The organism is Pseudomonas vranovensis DSM 16006, from assembly GCF_000425805.1.
GTDB lineage: Bacteria > Pseudomonadota > Gammaproteobacteria > Pseudomonadales > Pseudomonadaceae > Aquipseudomonas > Aquipseudomonas vranovensis.
Genome location: NZ_AUED01000003.1, coordinates 30,302 through 50,323, shown reverse-complemented (window position 1 = coordinate 50,323; position 20,022 = coordinate 30,302). Strand labels below are relative to the sequence as shown.

Below are 20,022 nucleotides of genomic sequence, written 5' to 3'. Positions count from 1 at the left end.
GGAGCTGCAATGCCAACGTTGTCCACCCCGCCCCGCCCCCGCTCGCCCGGCACCCCAAGCCTCCTCGCCCTGGCCCTGTGCGCCGCCAGCGCCGGCCTGCAGGCCGGCGAGCCAGACAAACCGGCCGCTCCCGAGCACGCTCCGCAAGTGCTGGAACTGGGTACCACCGAGGTCACCAGCAACCAGTTGGGCACCATCACCGAAGGCAGCGGCTCCTACACACCCGGCACCATCGCCACCGCGACGCGGCTGGTGCTTACGCCCAAGGAAACCCCTCAGTCGATCTCTGTGGTAACCCGCCAGTTCATGGACGACTTCAACCTCAACGCCATCGACGACGTGATGCGCCATACTCCTGGCATCACGGTCTCGACGCTGGACAGCGAGCGGTCCACCTACTATTCCCGCGGGTACCCGATCCAGAACTACCAGTACGACGGCATTCCGACCTTGCAGGACGGCGCCTACGCCGCCGGCAACAACCTCAGCGACACCGCCATCTACGACCGCATCGAAGTGATCAAGGGCGCCAACGGGCTGCTCTCTGGCGCCGGCGCCCCTGGAGCAGCGCTGAATTTTATCCGTAAGAAACCCACCTCCGAGTTCAGTGGCCATGTCACCGGCAGCGCAGGCTCCTGGGACAACTATCGCTCCGAAGTCGACGTTTCCGGCCCGCTCAACGAATCCGGTACGGTGCGCGGTCGCGCCGTCGCGGCCCTTCAGGACAAGCACTCATTCCAGGACCACTACGAGCGCCAGACCAACGTCTACTACGGAATCCTGGAAATGGACCTGGATGCAGACACCCTGTTGACCTTCGGCGCCGACTATCAGGACAGCGATCCGGAAGGCTCCAGCTGGGCCGCCATTCCCCTGTTCAACAGCAAAGGCGAGCTCAACAAGGTGTCGCGCTCGTTCAACCCCGGCACCCAGTGGAGCAGTTGGGAGCAGTACACCCGTACCGTGTTCGCCAGCCTTGAACACAATTTCGCCGGCGGCTGGGTCAGCAAGCTCGAACTGAGCCACAAGATCAACGGCTACGACGCCGAACTGGGCTCGGTCAGCGGCGGCAACCCCAACCCTGACACCGGGGCGGGCACCAGCATGTACCTGGGTAAATACACCGGTGAAACCAAGACCAACACTGCCGAACTTTACGCTACCGGGCCTTTTGAACTGTTAGGTCGCCAGCATGAGCTGGTGGTCGGGGCCAGCTACTCGCAGGCCAAGTGGGACGGCAAGGGCTACTCCCCCGTCGCCAGCTACAACGGCAACGTCGAGAGTTTCTACACCTGGAATGGCAAGGTGCCAAAACCCGAGTGGAGCCAGTGGGGCACCAATGACGAGACCACGCGCCAGACCGCGACCTACATTACCGCGCGCTTCAAACCCACTGACGACCTGGCACTGATTCTGGGCAGCCGCTTCGCCAACTTCAGCCGCTCAGGCGACAATGACCAGAGAGAATCCGGCCGGCCAGTGCCGTATGTTGGCGTGGTCTATGACCTCAACCCCAACTATGCCGTGTATGCCAGCTACACCAGTATTTTCAACCCGCAGTCCAACCAGGACCGCTTCGGCAAGACCCTGGACCCGAACGAAGGTGACAACTTCGAGGTGGGTATCAAGGGCGAGTGGTTCGAGGGTCGCCTCAATGCCAGCCTGGCCTACTTCGAGACCCATGAAGACAACCGCGCCGAACTGGACCTGAGCGGCCAGCCGTCGCTGGTGCTCAGCCCCTACATGGCCATCACGGCCAAATCCAAAGGCTATGAAGCAGAAATCTCCGGTGAGCTGACACCCGGCTGGGAGCTGCAGGCCGGCTACACCCACAAGGTGATTCGCGACGAGAACGACAACAAGGTCTCGACCTGGGAGCCCGAAGACCAGGTCAGCCTGTTCACCAGCTACAAGTTGCCGGGAGCCCTGGAGCGTATGACCGTCGGTGGCGGCGCGCGCTGGCAGGGCAAGTCCTGGCAATCGGTGAGCAACCCGGTGCGCGGCCAGGAAGACTACACCCAGGAGGCCTACTGGCTGGTAGACCTGATGACCAGGTACCAGTTCACCGACAACCTCTCCGGGCAAGTCAACCTGAACAACCTGTTCGACAAGAAGTACTTCACCAACGTCGGCTTCTACAACTCGTACTACTACGGCGACCCACGCAACCTGAGCGTCAGCGCCCGCTATGACTTCTGAGTGAAGCTTCAGCGGATCGCCTTGTAAGCGTTTGAATCCCACCTGACAGGGGCGGCAAGGCCACTGTCAGGCTGGAACATCGCCCCCGTCACCCTGGAAAATGCCGTTCCCTCATCTCCCAGTGACACACAACGCTCTCCCTCCCTGGACGCGTACAGAACGGTGTAGGAGTAATCCCGCATGTTCTGGTACTCGTCGTCATCCCTGGCCATCGCGTGATGGTAGGCCTGCAGTTTGCTATCGCTGAGATTGAGCCTTTTATCCAGCTTGGCGCCCCAGCGCGTCAGGCAGACCTCGGCAAAGTGACGCACGATCAGGCCGGGCTCCATTAGCGCATTACCCTCGCTCGCACCGTCGAGCGATGCATTGCCCACCAGGGTCGCGTGGCGCCCCGGCAGCGGATAGAGATGGCAGCGCGTGCTGGGGTGGGTCTTGGGTATCACGCAATCGAACCCCCTGGAGCGCTCGTCGCGCGAATAAAACCCCACGTACTGTTTGACGTTTTCCCCAAGCTGGACCCGGTGGGCCTGGAAATTCAGCAACCCTGGCACCGGATCGATAGCAAAGATGTTGACCGGGATTTGTTCGAGCGCGCTGTCCTCGAGCATGGCATTGGCCAGCATGTGGCAACTCACGCCTCCCCGGCTCCAGCCGACGATGTTGACCTGGCTGGGAATCGGACCACCCACTCGAAACGTCTTGATGATCTGTTCCTGCAGTTGCTGGGGTGTCAGCAGGCGCTCGCCGAAGTCGTAGGTTCGCCAGAACCAGGAGCCGGTCTCCCCTACCTCTTCGATCGGTATCCCCGCAGCCTTGAGCTGCTGGTACTGCTGCTGGCTCAGCGCCTTGCGCTGCCAGCCACAGCGGCCCCTGATGATGTGCAGGGCATGGTCGACGTTCTCTTCCCAGCCACTGCCAAACAGCGTGCCCGTGGGGCCGTACAACTCGGTCTTGACGAACAGCTCATCGGCCTGCAGGTTGCCGCTGCCCGGCCCGTCGATAGCCACCCACTGGGCAAACTCGCGGCCTTGTTCATTGCTGGCCAGTGTGGATACCAACTCGCCGTTCCAGAAACTGGGGTTGGCGGTGTCGAAGCGGTGCGAACCAGTGCCGCAGAAATAGACAGTCAAGGTACTCACGGTGCGAACCCTCACAGTTGAATGGAAGGTCACGCTAATCGGCAATCCCCGTCGGGATCAGAGGGCAGCCATACCGCCACAAACAAAAACGCCCCGTACTTTGCAGCACGGGGCGTTCTTGATTACCCGCAATGAGATCAGTGCGCGTAGGTCAGCAGCAGCTCGGTCGGCACCTTGGTATCCAGCGACATCATCACGCTCAGGGCAGTGATAGTGAAGATCGAGAACACGAACAGCTTGCGCGCCCAGAGCCGGTCATCCACGGCCTTGTAGCCGGTCCAGGCCATGTACAACCAGTACATGCCCATGGCGGCAGCGACGGCCATGTAGCTCATGCCGGCGTAACCACCGATGGTGAGCATCAGGGTTGCCGCCAGGAATGCCACGATGTACCAGAGGATGTGCTTCTTGGCGACCAGGATGCCACGCTTGACCGGCAGGACCGGAATCGAGGCAGCCAGGTAGTCATTGAAGCGGAAGATCGCAATGGCATAGGAATGCGGCATCTGCCAGAGGCTGAACATCACCAGCAGGGTCAATGCAGCCAGGTCGAAGGTGTTGCTCACGGCGCAATAGCCGATCACCGGAGGCATGGCACCGGACAGGCTGCCAACCAGGGTGCCGTGCACCGATTTGCGCTTCAGGTACAGGCTGTAGAAACCCACGTAGATGACGAAGCCGATCAGGCCGAACAGCGCAGCCAGGGCATTGGCCTGCACATACAGCAGGCCAAGCCCGGCCACCCCGAGCAGGGTGGCGTAGGCCAGTGCGACTTTCAGCGAGATCTGGCCCTGAACCATTGCACGGTTCTTGGTGCGCTCCATCTTGATGTCAATGTCACGGTCGATGCAGTTGTTGAACACGCAACCGGACGCCACCACCAGCGAAGTGCCAATCACCGTGGCCAGGAACAGCATGAAGTCGACATGCCCTTGCGCGGCAAGGAAAAAACCGCCTGCCACAGAAAGCACGTTACCGAAAATGATCCCCGGTTTGGTGATTTGGATAAAGTGCTTAATGGACATGCCGTTTTACCTCACTTCGCCATCATGCTGGTGTGGATGCTGAACATGATCCACAGCGACAGGCCAACCAACAGTGCAATGACCATTGCCGTGAACAGGAAGGCGGTGACGTTTTCACGTTGCTCTTTCGAACGGTCCAGGTGCAGGAAGTAGTACAGGTGCACCACGATCTGGATCGCGGCGAAAGCCACCACGATCAGCACGGTCATGTCTTTCGGCAGGCTTGGGAACATCACCAGGCCGAAAGGAATGGCAGTCAGGATCACCGACAGGATGAAGCCGATTGCGTAGGACTTCACGCTACCGTGGTTGCCCTCGGCGTGGCTGTTATGTGCGTTAGCCATTTACAGAACCCCCAGCAGATACACAACGGTGAACACGCAGATCCAGACCACGTCCAGGAAGTGCCAGAACAGGCTCAGGCAGCTCATGCGGGTCTTGGCGGTACCGGTGATACCGTGCTTGTTGATCTGGTACATCATCACAGCCATCCAGATCAGACCGGCGGTCACGTGCAGACCGTGGGTGCCGACCAGGGCGAAGAAGCCCGACAGGAAGCCGCTGCGCTGTGGGCCGAAACCTGCAGCGATCAGGTGATGGAACTCATAGATTTCCATCGCGATGAAGCCTGCACCGAGCAGGAAGGTCACCGCCAACCAGCCCAGTACGCCGCCCTTGTTGCCTTTGTACATCTGCAGCATGGCGAAGCCGAAGGTGATACTGGAGAACAGCAGCAGCGCGGTCTCGGCCAGTACGAAGTTCAGCTCGAAGATGTCGTGACCCGACGGGCCGCCGGCAAAGTTGCCGGACAGCACCGCGTAAGCTGCGAAGAGCGACGCAAACAGGATGCAGTCGGTCATCAGGTACAGCCAGAAACCGTAGACGGTCATCTGGCCCGAGTCGTGGTGGTGGTCATCGTGCCCATGGTCGTGACCATGAGCATGAGTATCAGCGTTGATTACATGACTGGACATTGATTAAACCCGTTCAAACGATTCGACACGTGCGCCAACCGGAGAACCGGTAGCCAGGCCCAGGGCCTTCATGCGCTCACCTTCGATGCGCGCCACTTCCTCGGCAGGAACCATGTAGCCCTGGTCGTCACGCGCAGCGTGAGCAACGAAGACAGCGATGGTGCCGACCAGGCTGGCCGCGACCAACCACCAGATGTGCCAGACGAAGGCAAAGCCGAAGACGGTGATCAGTGCGCCCATGTACACGCCGGTGGCAGTGTTGTTAGGCATGTGGATCGGTGCGTACTTGGCCGGAGCCTTGTAGGCAACACCCGCTTCCTTGGCTTCGTGCCAGGCGTCCAGGCCGACTTTCTCTGGCATGGTGGCGAAGTTGTAGAACGGAGGTGGCGACGAGGTCGACCATTCCAGGGTACGGCCGTTCCATGGGTCACCGGTCACGTCCATGTTGTCCTTGCGGTCACGGATCGAAACGTACAGCTGGATCAGCTGGCAGGCGATACCGAACAGGATCAGCACAGCACCAACCATGGCAACGTACAGGTACGGTTCCCAGGCAGGGTTGTCGGAGTGGTTCAGACGACGGGTCATACCCATGAAGCCCAGTGCGTACAGCGGCATGAAAGCCACGTAGAAACCGGAGATCCAGAACCAGAAGGCAGCTTTGCCCCACTTCTCGTTCAGGGTGAAACCGAAGGCTTTCGGGAACCAGAAGGCGAAGCCGGCGATGTAGCCGAACACCGCACCGCCGATGATCACGTTGTGGAAGTGGGCGATTACGAACAGGCTGTTGTGCAGAACGAAGTCAGCACCTGGAACAGCCAGCAGAACGCCGGTCATACCACCGATCGAGAAGGTAACCATGAAGCCCAGGGTCCACATGATCGGCGCGGTGAAGCGCAGACGGCCCTGGTAGATCGTGAACAGCCAGTTGAACAACTTCACACCGGTCGGGATCGAAATCAGCATGGTTGCCAACCCGAAGAAGGTGTTGACGCTTGCGCCCGAACCCATGGTGAAGAAGTGGTGCAGCCATACCGCGAAGCCCAGTACCGCGATCGCGCCCGAGGCGTAGATCATCGACTTGTGGCCGAACAGGCGTTTGCCGGTGAAGGTCGAGGTAACTTCCGAGAACACACCGAAGGCCGGCAGGATCAGAATGTAGACCTCAGGGTGACCCCAAGCCCAGAACAGGTTGACGTACATCATCGGATTGCCACCAAGTTCGTTGGTGAAAATGTGGAAATCCATGTAACGGTCAAGCGTCAGCAGTGCCAGGGTAGCGGTCAGGATCGGGAACGAAGCCACGATCAGGACGTTTGCCCAGGTGCAGGTCCAGGTGAAGATCGGCATGTCCATCAGCTTCATGCCAGGGGCGCGCATTTTCAGCACGGTGGCAAGGAAGTTGACGCCTGTCAGTGTTGTACCCAGACCGGATATCTGTAGCGCCCAGATGTAGTAGTCGACACCGACCCCAGGGCTGTACTGGATACCTGCCAGTGGCGGATAGGCCACCCAGCCGGTCTTGGCGAATTCACCAACGCCCAGGGAGATGTTGACCAGCGCAACGCCGGACACCAGCAGCCAGAAGCTCAGGGAGTTCAGGAATGGGAAGGCAACGTCACGTGCGCCGATCTGCAGAGGCAGCGCCAGGTTCATCAGGCCGGTGAAGAATGGCATCGCCATGAAGATGATCATGATCACACCGTGGGCGGTGAAGATCTGGTCATAGTGTTCAGGCGGCAGGTAGCCTTCGGAGCCGGCAGTGGCCATGGCCAGTTGCGAGCGCATCATGATGGCGTCGGCAAAGCCGCGCAGCAGCATGACCATCGCGACGATGATGTACATCACCCCGATCTTTTTGTGGTCGACCGAAGTCAGCCACTCGGTCCACAAGTAGGTCCACTTGCGGAAATAGGTGATAGCACCAACGAGCGCGAGACCGCCGAGCGCAATCATGGCAATCGTCACCATGACTATCGGCTCGTGATACGGAATCGACTCCAGACTTAGTTTACCGAACATCTCTTACTCCTCTGCCCCAGCAGCTGAATGCATACTCACGTCCATCCCTTCGGTACCGGCCGCTGCTTTGGTCTGCACTTCGTGAACCACCGGCTTGCCACGGTTCATGCCTTCGTATTTGTCTACGATGTCCTGGAACGTGTCAGACGGGGCCACGCTGTACAGCGCGACTGGATTGTTTTCGCTAGGTTTGGCCAATGCCGCGTATTCAGCCGGATCCAGCTGTTTAGGCGATTGCTTGACTTCGTTCACCCATGCCTCGAAATCGGCCTGGGAGGTGGCGATTGCCTTGAACTTCATACCGGTGAAACCTGCACCGCTGTAGTTCGCCGAGATACCGTCGAACTCGCCATTCTCGTTGGCGATCAAGTGCAGCTTGGTGGTCATGCCTGCCATCGCGTAGATCTGGCCGCCCAGGCCCGGAATGAAGAACGAGTTCATCACCGAGTCGGAAGTCACGCGGAAGTTGACCGGAGTGTTGGCCGGGAAGACGATCTTGTTGACCGTGGCAATGCCTTGTTCCGGGTAGATGAACAGCCATTTCCAGTCCAGGGCGACCACGTCGATCTGCACCGGCTTCACATCGGAAACCAGCGGACGATAAGGGTCCAGCTCGTGGGTGGTCTTGTAGGTCACATAGCCCAGGGCAATGATGATCAGTACCGGGATGGTCCAGATCGCCACTTCGATCTTGGTCGAGTGCGACCAGTCAGGGGTGTAGGTCGCCGCCTTGTTGGAAGCACGATACTTCCAGGCGAACGCGATGGTCATGAAAATGACAGGAATCACCACCAGCAACATCAAACCGGTAGCGATCAGGATAAGGTTCTTTTGCTCAATGCCGACCTGGCCCTTCGGGTCGAGCAGGGTCCAGTTGCACCCACTGAGTAAAAGCATGCCTAAAAAGGGCAGAATGCCAAACAGTCTGGGGTAACGCTTTTTACTCATCTCACGACCTCTAGAGCAGCTTGCTTCAATGCAATTTGTGTTTTGGTCGCCAACACTTCGTCCTGCCAAGCGTCAGCATTTATGGGATCGAATACGGTCATACCGTGATGCCAGCTGCGGCGGCTCGGTATCGACCGGGTATTACGGTGCTTATTATTTTGACTTCGTAGGCAACAGGCCTGTGTTCAGACCAATTCCATTTGGTGCGGGAAATCACGGAGGGGGGTCAGCCCGGCATCGCCGCAGGCGATGCTCGTCAGAGTCAGCAAAAAGAAGGCTTAAGCTCCTTTGTTCCTGCGACTCGCAAGCGGTGCCGAACGGAAATTGGGGGCGATTGTAGATAGGTAGGCAATCAATGACTATGACTAATTGAGCAACAGTCCTTTACCGATCCTGCAACAATCGGGCGTTACAAATCAGTTTCGCGACAGTTTGTCGCACCCCTTCCAATAGCCCTGTAACGCCCTATCTACAAGGCTTGGTGCTTGATTCAGATCAACTGGGGTGCGACACAATGTGAAAATTTCATTGCCCAACAGACTTGCGTCAATACATGACTTTTGTCTAAGCCTTGCGACGGTTCCGGTAGATCCCGAAGGGCACCAGAATGGCGGTCAAGGTGAACGCCAGCAATGCCCACTGCGCCAGTGAAAGACCCAGTACGGGCGGGTACGGCGTGGAGCAGAATCCATCGACCTGGAACACCAGCGGCAACACCGTTGCCAACGGCAGACCATCGACGATCGGCTGCAGCGTGTCGATACCGCAACTGACAGCAGGGTTGGCGAGGATATAGACGTGGTTGCCCGCCGCGGCCATGCCACCCATGGCACTGAGCACAACCAGGCCCTCGAGGATCGTGAGGCTGCGGCGCCCCGGCATCGCGGCACCGATAAAGGCAAACAAGGCAATCAGCAACAACGCATAACGCTGCAGGATACACAGAGGGCATGGCGCCTCACCGAGAACGATCTGCATGTACAAGGCACCGCCGATAAGCGCCAGGCAAATCACACCCAGCAGTACCAGAAAGCGCCGTTCCCGGTTCAGGCGCGATGTTTGATCGTTCATTGCAAATCCTTGATTGACTGGATAACGGGTGGTCTGCTCCGGAATTCTACACGCAGGACAAGACCATTGAGAGCAGTAAAAGTGCCGCGCCAGGGCTGGATAAACCGACGCGACTCGTCCCGCACGGCAGACGGCTGAATTGCCACTATCTTAGTCCTGAGGATTACCCTATCATTAACACTGTACAAAAACACAGTGTTACGCACACCGTTATTCAAAAGGCATGTGAGGTGATGAATGGCCGTCGAAGTGGTATACCGCAGCAGCCGCGATCTGGAGCGCTTGTTCATGGATAAAGCCGAAGCAGACCGTCACGACAAGATGCTCGAACTGGCCGAGCTGCTGGCCGAGGTCCTGAAAAAAGCCGTGCCGTCGCTCAGCGAACAGCAGGTCGAGGATGCCGGCATCTATATGGCAAAGAATCGCGACGTCTTTGCCAAGGCGTTCAAGAGCCAGCCCGATGCCCTGGCCGAGCTGCTGTCGGACACCCCAGCCGAATAACGCTCAGCCGTAGATCAAACGTTCGGCCAGCATTTGTGCCACCCGCGCCGGCGAGCGTTTTTCCGCCTGGGCATGGGCGAACACTTCGGTCAGGCGCGAGGGTATGCGCGCCAGATGGCCGGTGATGGTACCCAGGTCTTCGCCACGGTGCTTGAGCGCCACGTAGATCAGGCCACCCGCATTGATCACATAGTCGGGTGCATAGAGTATCCCGCGGCTCTCCAACTGATCGGCCACCTGCAAGGTGGTCAGCTGGTTGTTCGCTGCCCCCGCCACGGCGGCACACCGCAACTGCATCACACTCTGGCCATTGAGCACCGGCCCTACCCCGCACGGCGCGAAAATGTCGCACGGGGTGCTGATCAACATCTCGTTGGCCACCGGCCGCGCATTGAACTGTTCGATTGCCAACTGCACCCGTCCCGGGTCATGGTCGCTGACCAACAGCTCGGCACCGGCGGCATGCAGTTGTTCGGCCAGTGCATAGCCGACATTACCCAACCCCTGCACCGCCACCCGCAAACCTTCCAGATTGTCGCTGCCCAGGCGGGCCATGGACGTGGCGCGAATACCGGCGAACACACCCATGGCCGCATGGGGCGAAGGATCGCCCGCTGACGTGGTGCTGGTGACGTGCTGGGTAGTCTGGGCGATGCAGTCCATGTCCAGGGTCGAAGTACCGCTGTCCACCGCAGTGATGAAGCGCCCTTGCAGGGTTTCGACGAAGCGACCGAACGCTTCGAACAGCGCCGCGCGGTTTTCCACATGCGGGTTGCGAATGATCACGGCCTTGCCGCCCCCAAGCGGCAGGCCGGCCAGCGCCGCCTTGTAGCTCATGCCCTGAGCCAGGCGAATCGCATCGACCATGGCGCTGTCGTCATCCGGATAGGCCAGGTAACGACACCCGCCCATCGCCGGCCCCAGGTGTTCGCTGTGAATGGCGACCACAGCCTTCAGACCTGTCGGCGGGTCAATGCACAGGTGCAGCGATTGCGTACGAGTGCTTTGCATGAGTGCGAACATCAGCGGGCTCCTCAGTGAGGTGCTGTTCCCAGTATAGGTCGCCGTTTGCCGAATGATGACAATGCCCGGACCACTGGACGAACGCGTTGGCCAGCGCTACAACAGAAGCTTGAGCGGAGATTGTCATGACCCCACGCCAAGCCTGTATGGCCTGCCTCGAACGTGACCCCGTCGCCTTGTTGGAAGCGGCGTTGTGGATCGCTGCCGAACACGATGGCGGCGTCGACCCCGCCCAGCAACTGCGCAAGGTCCGCGACCTGCAGATTGACGTCAGCAACCACCTGCCCATGTTGCCGCTTGGCGAGCTTGCACAGCCCTTGCTGCGCGAGCTCAATGCAATGGGCTTCCAGCAGGATGAGTATCACCCGCTGCGCCCGCAGGCAGCCCTTCTCGATAAAGTACTGGAGCGTCGCCGCGGGCAACCGCTGGCGCTGGCGCTGCTGACCCTGGAACTGGCCCGGGGCCTGTCGATCCCCTTGGAAGGGGTGAATTTTCCCGGACACTTCCTGCTGCGCGTACCCGGTGCCGATCACCTGCTCGACCCTTGCGGTGGACGCAGGCTGTACCCGACCGATTGCCGCGAACTCCTCGGCCGACAGTTCGGCCCGCAGTTGCAGCTCAGTGCCGAGCATTTGCTCACCGCCACCCCGCAACAGATGCTGCAACGCCTGTCACGCAACCTGCGCCAGTTGCATACGACCCACGACGATGACCTGGCCGCCCTCAAGGATGCCGAGCGCGTCCTGCAACTGGGCCCCGCCACTGCCAGCGACTACCTGGCCCGCGCCACCCTGTACCAGCATCTGGAATGCCCCCAGGCCGAACGTTTCGACCTGGAGTACGCCCTGCTGCTTAGTGACGACCCGATCCAGCGCCTGCGCCTGACCGAGCGCCTGGGACAACTGCCGCCGCTGACACCGTCACTGCATTAGCTCAGGGGTTATCAGGTTGGCGGGAGGGATGCGCCTGGACGAACGCCGAGTGTTGTTCGGCCAGCGCCGCCACTCGGCGAATCCGAGGATAGTCACCCAGGCCGATGTTGAAGCGCTCGGCCGCATACAGCTGAGGAACCAGGTAGACATCCGCCAGCCCTGGCTCCTCGCCAAAGCAGAAGCCTTCGTCGCCGATCAACTCTTCCACCGCCGCCAGGCCCTGGCTGATCCAGTGGGCAATCCACTGGTTGACCTGGTCTTCATCGTGGCCCAGTCCGCGCAGTTGCTTGAGCACGCTGACGTTATGCAATGGATGCACATCGCAACCGATCAACGCTGCCACGCCCCTCACCTGGGCACGCAACACGTGATCCTCGGGCAGCAGCGCCGGCTGTGGATAAACCTCTTCCAGGTACTCGATGATTGCTGGCGACTGCACCAGCAGCTCACCGGAATCGATCCGCAGCGCCGGTACCCGCCCCTGGGGGTTGAGTGCCAGGAAGTCGGGCTGCCCTTGCTCCCCCTTGAGCAGGTTGACCGGCACGTACTGGTACTCAAGCTGCTTGAGTGCCAGGGCAATGCGCACCCGGTAGGACGAGGTCGAGCGGTAATAGTTGAACAGATCCATGGCCCTGCCCTCTCAATGTGCCGGAAGGATCTTGCCGCGGCATTCACCGAAACCGATCGACGCCACGCCGTCGCGCACGCAACGGGCACGCAGAATGATCTCGTCGCCGTCTTCGAGGAACTTGCGCACCTCGCCAGACGCCAATTGCACAGGCTCCTTGCCGCCCTGGGTGATCTCCAGCAGGCTGCCGAACTGGCCAGGCTGGGCACCCGAGAGCGTACCCGAACCGAACAGATCGCCCGGCTGCAGTTGGCAACCGTTGACACTGTGGTGGGCAACCATCTGCGCCACCGTCCAGTACATGCTTAGAGTATTGCTCAAGGTCAGGCGATGAGCTGGCAGGTTTTGCTCGCGCATACGCTCGGTCAGCAGCAGCACTTCCAGTTCGATGTCAAAGGCGCCGCCAGCCTGGTCACGCTTGTCCAGCAGGTACGACAGCGGCGGCGGGTCGCCTGCCGGGCGCGCAGGCTGGGCGCAACGAAATGGCGCCAGCGCTTCGGCAGTGACCACCCAAGGGGAAATGGTCGAGATGAAGCTCTTGGACAGGAATGGACCCAGGGGCTGGTATTCCCAAGCCTGGATGTCACGGGCCGACCAGTCGTTTAGCAGGCAGAAACCGGCGATATGCTCGGCGGCCTCCGACACCGGAATCGACTCGCCCATCTCGTTGCCCTGGCCAATCCAGATACCCAGCTCCAACTCATAGTCCAGGCGCGCGCACGGTCCGAAGCTCGGCTCGTTCTGTCCGGCCGGCAGGGTCTGGCCTTTGGGGCGGCGAACGTCGGTGCCCGACGGGCGAATGGTCGAGGCGCGACCGTGATAGCCGATTGGCACGTACTTGTAGTTGGGCAGCAGCGGGTTGTCGGGACGGAACAACTTGCCGACGTTCTTGGCGTGCTCGATACCCACATAAAAATCGGTGTAGTCACCGATCTGCGCCGGCAGGTGCAACTGGCAATCGGCGCTTGCCAGCAACAGTGGCTTGAGCGCGACCTGATCGTCGCTGTGCTCACCCAGCAGTTCCAGCAGTCGCTCGCGCAGGGCCACACGGGCACCACGGCCCAGGGCGAAGAAGGCGTTCAGCGAACCACCACGGGTCGCTTCGACCGCGGCGCGGGCCTGGCCCTCGAACAGGCCGGCAGCCAGAGCGCCTTCCAGGTCAAGAATGGCATCGCCAATGGCCACGCCGCAGCGTTTGGCCTGATCCTTGTGAGTGAAGATCCCCAGCGGCAGGTTCTGCAGCGGAAAATCGCGATGCCCGTTGGCGTGTTCGACCCAACTGCGGGCAATGGCGGACTGATTCATGGGTTATCTCCGATTCGGGGTGAAGGTGCTCGGCAACGTTGCCCAGCAACTATCGTAGTCGGCCTGCAATTGCGGGCATTCAAGAGCATGGCGGCTCGGACGCAGCACCTGGCTGGTCTCGAACATGAAGGCCATGGTGTTGTCGATCTTGCTCGGTGCAAGGTCGACGGCGATGGCCTTGGCGCAGGTCTCGGCGTCCGGGCCATGGGCGCTCATACAACTGTGCAGGGACGCGCCGCCGGGCAGGAAGCCTTCGGCCTTGGCATCGTATGCGCCCTGGATCAGGCCCATGAACTCGTTCATCAGGTTGCGGTGGAACCACGGTGGACGGAAGGTGTTCTCGGCCACCATCCAGCGCGGCGGGAAGATGACGAAATCGAGGTTGGCCATGCCCGGCACGCTGGTCGGCGACGTGAGCACGGTGAAAATCGACGGGTCCGGGTGGTCGAAGCTGACCGTGCCGATGGTATTGAAACGACGCAGGTCATACTTGTACGGCACATTGTTGCCGTGCCAGGCCACCACATCCAGCGGCGAATGGTTGAGCTGGCAACCCCACAGTTCGCCCAGAAACTTCTGCACCAGCTGCACCGGGCCCTGATGGTCCTCATAGTGCGCCACCGGCGCGAGGAAATCCCGCGGGTTGGCCAGGCCATTGCTGCCGATCGGGCCCAGGTCCGGAATGCGCAGCGGCGCGCCATGGTTCTCGGCGAGGTAACCACGGGCCTGTTTGTCGAGCAACTCAACGCGGAACTTCAGGCCCCGCGCAAGCACGGCGATTTCCAGCGGTTCGACGTCCAGTACGCCCAATTCGGTGACGATACGCAGGCGGCCCAGCTCCGGTACCAGCAACAGTTCGCCGTCGGCGTTGAAGAACACACGCTCCATGGAGCGGTTGGCACTGTAGGTATAGATACTGATACCGGCAGGCTTCTCGCTCGCCGAATTCGCGGCCATGGCCACCCAGCCGTCGAGGAAGTCGGTCGGCGCGTTCGGCAGTTCCTGCGGGTTCCAGCGCAAGCGGTTAGGCGTTACCTGCCCCAGCGGGCCACCGGCCAGCTGACGCTCCAGGCGCTCGAAGCGCGGATGCAGGGCTGACGGCCGGATGCGGTACATCCAGGTGCGGCGCATTTCGCTGCGGGTCATGGTGAAGGCGGTACCGGAGAACAGCTCGGCATACAGGCCATAGGGTGCTTTTTGCGGCGAGTTCTGCCCCACTGGCAAGGCGCCAGGCAAAGCTTCGCTGGCGAATTCGTTGCCAAATCCACTCAGGTAGTCGAGGACGGGGGTGCTATCGAGGTTCATCGAGCCTCCGGGCCCAATGCAGGCCGGTTGATGGCAGTTGGCTGCGAGTCGGTCAGCGTGGCAGCGCTTCTGCGTTATTTTTATCGTAATTAAATTACGCATAACGTAATTTGATTGACGAAGACCGTCAAGCTATAAAGACGCCCACCTGGACAACCCGGATCGAATGCACCATGGCCAAAGCCAGCTCCCCCGCCGACAGCGCCGGCAAACAGAAGGTACGCTCGGCCGAAGTCGGCACCGACATTCTCAAGGCCCTGGCCCAGTTGTCGCCTTCCACCTCCCTTTCACGCTTGGCCGAGCATGTCGACATGCCGGCCAGCAAGGTCCATCGCTACCTGCAGGCCTTGATCGCCAGTGGCTTTGCCGAACAGAACCCGGCCACCAACCACTACGGCCTGGGCCGCGAAGCCCTTCGCGTTGGGCTTGCAGCCCTGGGTGGGATGGATGTGCTGAAGGTCGCGGCGATGCCACTGTCGCAACTGCGCGACGACTTGAACGAAAGCTGCTTTATCGCGGTTTGGGGTAACCAGGGTGCCACCGTGGTGAATATCGAGCCTGCTGTACGCGCAGTGACCGTGGTAACCCAGATCGGCTCGGTGCTGCCGCTGCTCAGTTCATCCACCGGACTGGTGTTCGGCGCCTACCTGCCGGAGCGCGAAACCATCGAGTTGCGTGATCAGGAGCTGTCTGCCCTCGGCCACAACGCCAGCGAATACGAGGCGTTGTTCGCCAGCATTCGTGAACGGGGCCTGCACCATGTCCACGGTTTGTTGATGCCGGGTGTCGATGCACTCTCGGCTCCCGTGTTCAATGCAGTCGGCAAGATTGCCGCAGTGCTCACCGTGGTTGGCCCGACCTCGATCTTTCATGCCGACGAGCAAGGCCCGGCCGCACAGCAATTGCTGGCAGCAGCCAGGCAAATCAGCTGGCGCATGGGCTACGAAGAAACCCCGTGAACTCATTACAAAGGATCACAGTCATTAACAGGTGCCTGGGATAACGTGAGCGGCACGACACTGTTGCCAAGCGTGTAACAGTGAATGTCAGCAACCGCTATTTTTCCTTGAGGGTCAGCGACTTATTCTGTTTGCACGAGGACGACGCTGCAGCAGAAAGCCCTCTAGGCCGGACATTCGAGGCGTGTACACCCCGCTCTTCCGGCAGCAGGTTCACCGACGTTGATTTTGAAGCTCCTTGATCTGCGTCTTACTTGGCCGCTACGTTTGTAGCGGCCTTTTTTATGCCGAGCAGTCAGTCGTCATCGCTGTCGTCGAAATGAAAGCGGTGCAGTAACCGGTGAGCGATGGGCGCCAGGATCAGGCCGATACTGGCAACGAACACCAGCCCTACGTACAGACCGTAACCGGCAAAGAACAGCTTGCCACCGATACTCTCCGGCAAGATCACCGGCCCCACCCCACCCAGCAGCAAGGTGGCGTTGAAGATGGCGTCATGCAGAGGGATGTGCGGCTCGAAGTACAGGTGCCCCACCACCCCGAACAAGATCGAGCCGATCAGCAACAGGCAGGCCGCCAGGGCATGCCAGATCAGGCGCCAGCGAAACTGGCGGGGCGAAATGACGGCGTCGCTTTTGGACTCGTACATCCCCTGTACTCCTGTAACGAACGTGGCCGTCCAGCATAGGCAACTTCATCCGGCGACCACAACCACAGGTGATCGTGCCTATTGATACTTCTGCAAGTTGGCCATCATCTGTTGCAAGGCCTCCAAGCTGTCACGGGGATGTACCGCGTCGGCAAAATCACTGATGCGTTCCCAGTTGGCAGCCACATCCTCCGCTGAAAAGCCTTCATGGGGGTTGAATCCCACGCCCAGGCTGCGTTCCCAACGCACCTTGCCGACCCAGCCTCCACCCACTTCATACAGGCCGCCGCTGTCCTGGCACTGCTCGCTTCCCAGATACACCACCAATGGGCTGACCAGTTCTGGCTTGAGCTGCTCGAACACTTGGGGCGGCAACAGCCCTTCGGTCATGCGTGTGCCGCCGGTAGGGGCAATGGCATTGACCAGGATGCCGTGCTTGCGCCCTTCGATGGCCAGGGTCCGGGTCAAGCCGTACAGGCCAAGCTTGGCCATGCCGTAGTTGGCCTGGCCGAAGTTGCCGTAGATGCCCGAGGTCGATGAGGTGAAAATCACCCGTCCTGCGTTCTGCTCGCGCAGGTGCGGCCAGGCAGCACGGGTAACCTTATAGGCGCCTGCGACATGCACCTGGTAAACCTGCTCCCAGTCGCTGTCTTCCATCTTGTGGAATGTCTTGTCGCGCAGGATGCCGGCATTGTTGACCAGCACATCGACCCGCCCGAAGGTATCCAGCGCTTGCTCGACGATCCGCTGACCGTCGCTGACCGAGTCATGGTTGGCCACCGCTGTGCCACCGGCCTCGCGAATCTGCGCCACTACCCGGTCGGCAGCTGAGGTGCTGGCCCCTTCACCATGGGTCGAGCCGCCCAGGTCGTTGACCACCACCCGGGCGCCATGACGGGCAAACAGCAAGGCATGTGCCTGCCCCAGGCCACCACCGGCCCCAGTGACAATGACCACTTTATCGTCCAGGCGCAGCGAATCGTTCATGCTCAACACTCCAGGAATTCGGCAAGGGATGCCCGAGTGTCGATCAGCACCGGCCCGCATACAACGAAGCGGGCGCGGGGTGAATGGCAGGCGATAAGGTCAGACGATGATGGGGTTGCACCTGGTCCATCAGGACCAGGCGACCTTCTGGGGAAGGTACGCCAGTGGCTGTTCACGAAAATCAAGATAATGGCGCAGCACCTGTACCGGTGCTTCGGTATGGGGATAATGGCCGATGCCATGCAGCGACACGCTATCGGGATTGGGCACCAACTCCTTGTAGCGCTCAAGCATGTGTGCCCCGGAAACAGGATCGACGGCGCCATTGATAAAGCGCAGCGGCACCTGTTGGCTCATCAGGGCCCCGACCCAGCGCTCGCGGTAGGTCGAGCGCTCCGGTACATAGGCCACCAGCTTGTGCAGGATCCGCGTACCGCGATTCGTGGCAATCAGGCTCCAGTAGTCGTCCAGTGCGCTTTCACTGGGGCGAGTGCAGGGCCCGTAGATCTGGGAAACATGGCGCACCAGGTCATCGCGGCCAAACGAACGCCCTACCAGCCACCCCAAGCGGCTGAGCAGCAATTTCTGGATCAGCAATGCCCGGTGCCGCTCGGGGAACAGGCCACCATTGAGGAACACGCAACTGGCGACCTTCGCCCGCCCCTCGTGGCGACGCGCCAACAGCTCCTGGGAAACACTGGCGCCATAGTCATGGGCCAGCAAATGTACCGGCTGATCGATCTGCAGATGGCTGAGCAACGCCTGCTGCAGATCGGCCTGTTCCATAAGGCTGTAGGGGTGATGCAGCGGCTTTGCCGAGTCACCAAAACCGAGCATGTCGCAGGCAATGACCCGAAAGCGCTGGGCCAGTGGCGCCCACAGGTAGTGCCAATCCCAGCTCGCGGTGGGAAATCCGTGGATAAGCAGCAGGGGATCACCTTGCCCTGCCGTCCAGTATCGAATGTCCTGGCCCCGGAACGAAAAACTCAGGCCCCGGGTACGCCAGACGCACAATGGAATCTCGGCCAAAGGCATCAGTGCAGTCCCGGTTGGTAGTGGAGCGGAGTGTTGAGCAAGGCAGCGGCTGCGATCATTGCAATCACCTCGGCACATTCGTGTGCTCTATTGGATCCAGTCTAGCGAGTACCGATCCGGAGGAAAGTTGCATTGGCAGCCAGCTTATTGACCCTGTGAGTCAGCCGCGCAAATAGAGAGGCGCGTCACAACAGTACCGTGAGCAGTGGCGCGGCAAACAGGTTGAGCAATCCAGTAAGGACCATCACCAGCCCCGCGACAGAGCCTTCTTCACCGCCCACCTCATGAGCGCGACTGACGCCAGCGCCATGGGCACCCACCCCGAACAGCGCACCACGGGCCAATGCCGTGCGCAGTGGCAGGAATTTGAGCAGCACCCCGCCGAACAGGGCCCCAAGCACCCCGGTGAACATCACGAACACGGCCGTCAGCTCCGGAACCCCGCCCAGGTCACGGGCCAGGGGCATGGCAAAAGGTGTGGTGATCGAGCGCGGCAGCAACGACAAGCTCACCGAATGGTCCAACGCCAGCAGGTGCGCCAACCCCCAGGAACTGCTGATCGACGCCGCACTACCCACCAGCATGCCCAGCGATAACGCCGGCCAGTGCCGGGCCAGCAATTTGCGTTGCTGCCAGATCGGCACGGCAAAGGCCACCGTCACCGGGCCCAGCACCGACATCAGCCAATGGGTATTGCGCGAGTATTCGGCATAGGCCGTGTGCAAGGGCACCGCGACCGACAACAGCAGCGCGGGCACCAGAATTAGCGGAGACAGCAGGTAGCGCCCGGTTCGCCGGTACAACCAGCGGCTGCCCAGGTAGGCGAGCAAGGTCAGGGCCAGCCAGAACAGTGGCATCGGCTCAAGCGTCATGGCGCATCCTCCAGCGGCACACCCATTCCACCGTCACCGCCGTCATGACCATGACCATCAAGGTACTGACGCCGATCACCAGCAGGATTCGCCAGCCTTCGTCACGCATCAGGCTGCCATAGTCGAGCAGGCTCATCAGCGCGGGAATGAAGAACAGCAGCATCTCGGCCATCAGCAGGCCCGCGCCCAATTGCAGCGAGGCAGGCTTCAACCAGCCCAGGGCAAACAGCAGCAACAGCAAGGCCAGGCCCATGACCCCACCCGGGATCGGCCAACCCAGCCAGACCGCCAGCTGGCCACCGAACAGATAAAGGCCAAGGAAGATCGCAAGCTCGGCGAGCAAGCGCAGGAATCGTTTGATAGACGCGGGTTTCATCGCAGGGGACCTCTTCAGGCCTTCATTCTAAAAGCCTGCCCCACACGCCAAAAGCGAATTGTTAGACTTGCC

20 protein-coding genes are annotated in these 20,022 nt (G+C 60.6%); 4 read left to right on the top strand and 16 right to left on the bottom strand.

What is annotated here, in order from left to right; all coding sequences use genetic code 11:
- Nucleotides 1–9: 9 nt before the first annotated feature.
- The gene (locus H621_RS0107200; protein ID WP_245219035.1) at nt 10–2,199 is read left to right on the top strand and encodes a TonB-dependent siderophore receptor; all 2,190 of its coding nucleotides are present in this window, start codon (nt 10–12) and stop codon (nt 2,197–2,199) included.
- Nucleotides 2,200–2,207: 8 nt separating this feature from the next.
- Here H621_RS0107200 and H621_RS0107195 read toward each other — a convergent pair whose 3' ends face one another.
- The 7 genes from H621_RS0107195 to H621_RS0107165 form a co-directional block, all read right to left on the bottom strand.
- A complete protein-coding gene (locus tag H621_RS0107195; protein ID WP_028942728.1) occupies nt 2,208–3,338 on the bottom strand; it encodes a hypothetical protein in 1,131 nt (376 codons plus the stop codon).
- 137 nt (nt 3,339–3,475) lie between these two features.
- Nucleotides 3,476–4,363 (bottom strand): heme o synthase, encoded by an 888-nt coding sequence (gene cyoE / locus H621_RS0107190; RefSeq protein ID WP_028942727.1) that lies wholly within the window; start codon nt 4,361–4,363, stop codon nt 3,476–3,478.
- 11 nt (nt 4,364–4,374) lie between these two features.
- Nucleotides 4,375–4,707, bottom strand: coding sequence for a cytochrome o ubiquinol oxidase subunit IV (cyoD, locus tag H621_RS0107185; protein ID WP_028942726.1), 333 nt, complete (start codon nt 4,705–4,707; stop codon nt 4,375–4,377).
- Nucleotides 4,708–5,337 carry a cytochrome o ubiquinol oxidase subunit III gene (gene cyoC / locus H621_RS0107180; protein ID WP_028942725.1) on the bottom strand — a complete coding sequence of 210 codons (630 nt, stop codon included), beginning with the start codon at nt 5,335–5,337 and terminating at the stop codon, nt 4,708–4,710.
- A 3-nt stretch (nt 5,338–5,340) separates the two neighbouring features.
- Nucleotides 5,341–7,359 (bottom strand): cytochrome o ubiquinol oxidase subunit I, encoded by a 2,019-nt coding sequence (gene cyoB / locus H621_RS0107175; RefSeq protein WP_028942724.1) that lies wholly within the window; start codon nt 7,357–7,359, stop codon nt 5,341–5,343.
- Nucleotides 7,360–7,362: 3 nt separating this feature from the next.
- Nucleotides 7,363–8,307, bottom strand: a complete 945-nt coding sequence (gene cyoA / locus H621_RS0107170) for a ubiquinol oxidase subunit II (RefSeq protein WP_028942723.1) — start codon at nt 8,305–8,307, stop codon at nt 7,363–7,365.
- A 564-nt stretch (nt 8,308–8,871) separates the two neighbouring features.
- The gene (locus H621_RS0107165) at nt 8,872–9,378 is read right to left on the bottom strand and encodes a disulfide bond formation protein B (protein ID WP_028942722.1); all 507 of its coding nucleotides are present in this window, start codon (nt 9,376–9,378) and stop codon (nt 8,872–8,874) included.
- Between the two features lie 237 nt (nt 9,379–9,615).
- On the opposite strand from H621_RS0107165, the gene H621_RS0107160 reads away from it, so the two are divergent.
- Nucleotides 9,616–9,879, top strand: coding sequence for a YebG family protein (locus H621_RS0107160; RefSeq protein WP_028942721.1), 264 nt, complete (start codon nt 9,616–9,618; stop codon nt 9,877–9,879).
- A gap of 3 nt (nt 9,880–9,882) precedes the next feature.
- Here H621_RS0107160 and H621_RS0107155 read toward each other — a convergent pair whose 3' ends face one another.
- Nucleotides 9,883–10,902: a Leu/Phe/Val dehydrogenase gene (locus H621_RS0107155; RefSeq protein WP_028942720.1), complete on the bottom strand. Its 1,020-nt coding sequence runs from the start codon at nt 10,900–10,902 to the stop codon at nt 9,883–9,885.
- A 125-nt stretch (nt 10,903–11,027) separates the two neighbouring features.
- Between H621_RS0107155 and H621_RS0107150 the strand changes: the two genes are divergently transcribed.
- Entirely contained in the window at nt 11,028–11,834 is an 807-nt protein-coding gene (locus H621_RS0107150; RefSeq protein WP_028942719.1) for a SirB1 family protein, read from the top strand.
- Nucleotide 11,835: 1 nt separating this feature from the next.
- Here H621_RS0107150 and maiA read toward each other — a convergent pair whose 3' ends face one another.
- The 3 genes from maiA to hmgA are packed head-to-tail and all read right to left on the bottom strand — an operon-like array spanning nt 11,836 to nt 15,072.
- Nucleotides 11,836–12,462 (bottom strand): maleylacetoacetate isomerase, encoded by a 627-nt coding sequence (gene maiA, locus H621_RS0107145; RefSeq protein WP_028942718.1) that lies wholly within the window; start codon nt 12,460–12,462, stop codon nt 11,836–11,838.
- Between the two features lie 12 nt (nt 12,463–12,474).
- Nucleotides 12,475–13,767, bottom strand: a complete 1,293-nt coding sequence (gene fahA / locus H621_RS0107140) for a fumarylacetoacetase (RefSeq protein WP_028942717.1) — start codon at nt 13,765–13,767, stop codon at nt 12,475–12,477.
- 3 nt (nt 13,768–13,770) lie between these two features.
- Nucleotides 13,771–15,072 carry a homogentisate 1,2-dioxygenase gene (gene hmgA, locus H621_RS0107135; protein ID WP_028942716.1) on the bottom strand — a complete coding sequence of 434 codons (1,302 nt, stop codon included), beginning with the start codon at nt 15,070–15,072 and terminating at the stop codon, nt 13,771–13,773.
- Nucleotides 15,073–15,245: 173 nt separating this feature from the next.
- On the opposite strand from hmgA, the gene H621_RS0107130 reads away from it, so the two are divergent.
- Nucleotides 15,246–16,031 carry an IclR family transcriptional regulator gene (locus tag H621_RS0107130; protein WP_028942715.1) on the top strand — a complete coding sequence of 262 codons (786 nt, stop codon included), beginning with the start codon at nt 15,246–15,248 and terminating at the stop codon, nt 16,029–16,031.
- Nucleotides 16,032–16,326: 295 nt separating this feature from the next.
- On the opposite strand, the gene H621_RS0107125 is transcribed toward H621_RS0107130, so the two are convergent.
- From H621_RS0107125 to H621_RS0107105, 5 genes are all read right to left on the bottom strand, one after another.
- Nucleotides 16,327–16,680: a hypothetical protein gene (locus H621_RS0107125; protein ID WP_028942714.1), complete on the bottom strand. Its 354-nt coding sequence runs from the start codon at nt 16,678–16,680 to the stop codon at nt 16,327–16,329.
- Nucleotides 16,681–16,758: 78 nt separating this feature from the next.
- Nucleotides 16,759–17,667: an SDR family oxidoreductase gene (locus H621_RS0107120; RefSeq protein ID WP_028942713.1), complete on the bottom strand. Its 909-nt coding sequence runs from the start codon at nt 17,665–17,667 to the stop codon at nt 16,759–16,761.
- Nucleotides 17,668–17,796: 129 nt separating this feature from the next.
- Nucleotides 17,797–18,702 carry an alpha/beta fold hydrolase gene (locus H621_RS0107115; RefSeq protein ID WP_028942712.1) on the bottom strand — a complete coding sequence of 302 codons (906 nt, stop codon included), beginning with the start codon at nt 18,700–18,702 and terminating at the stop codon, nt 17,797–17,799.
- Nucleotides 18,703–18,887: 185 nt separating this feature from the next.
- Nucleotides 18,888–19,574, bottom strand: a complete 687-nt coding sequence (locus H621_RS0107110) for an LrgB family protein (RefSeq protein WP_028942711.1) — start codon at nt 19,572–19,574, stop codon at nt 18,888–18,890.
- A complete protein-coding gene (locus H621_RS0107105) occupies nt 19,564–19,950 on the bottom strand; it encodes a CidA/LrgA family protein (protein ID WP_028942710.1) in 387 nt (128 codons plus the stop codon). Before H621_RS0107105 ends, H621_RS0107110 begins: the two co-directional genes overlap by 11 nt.
- Between the last annotated feature and the right edge of the window lie 72 nt (nt 19,951–20,022).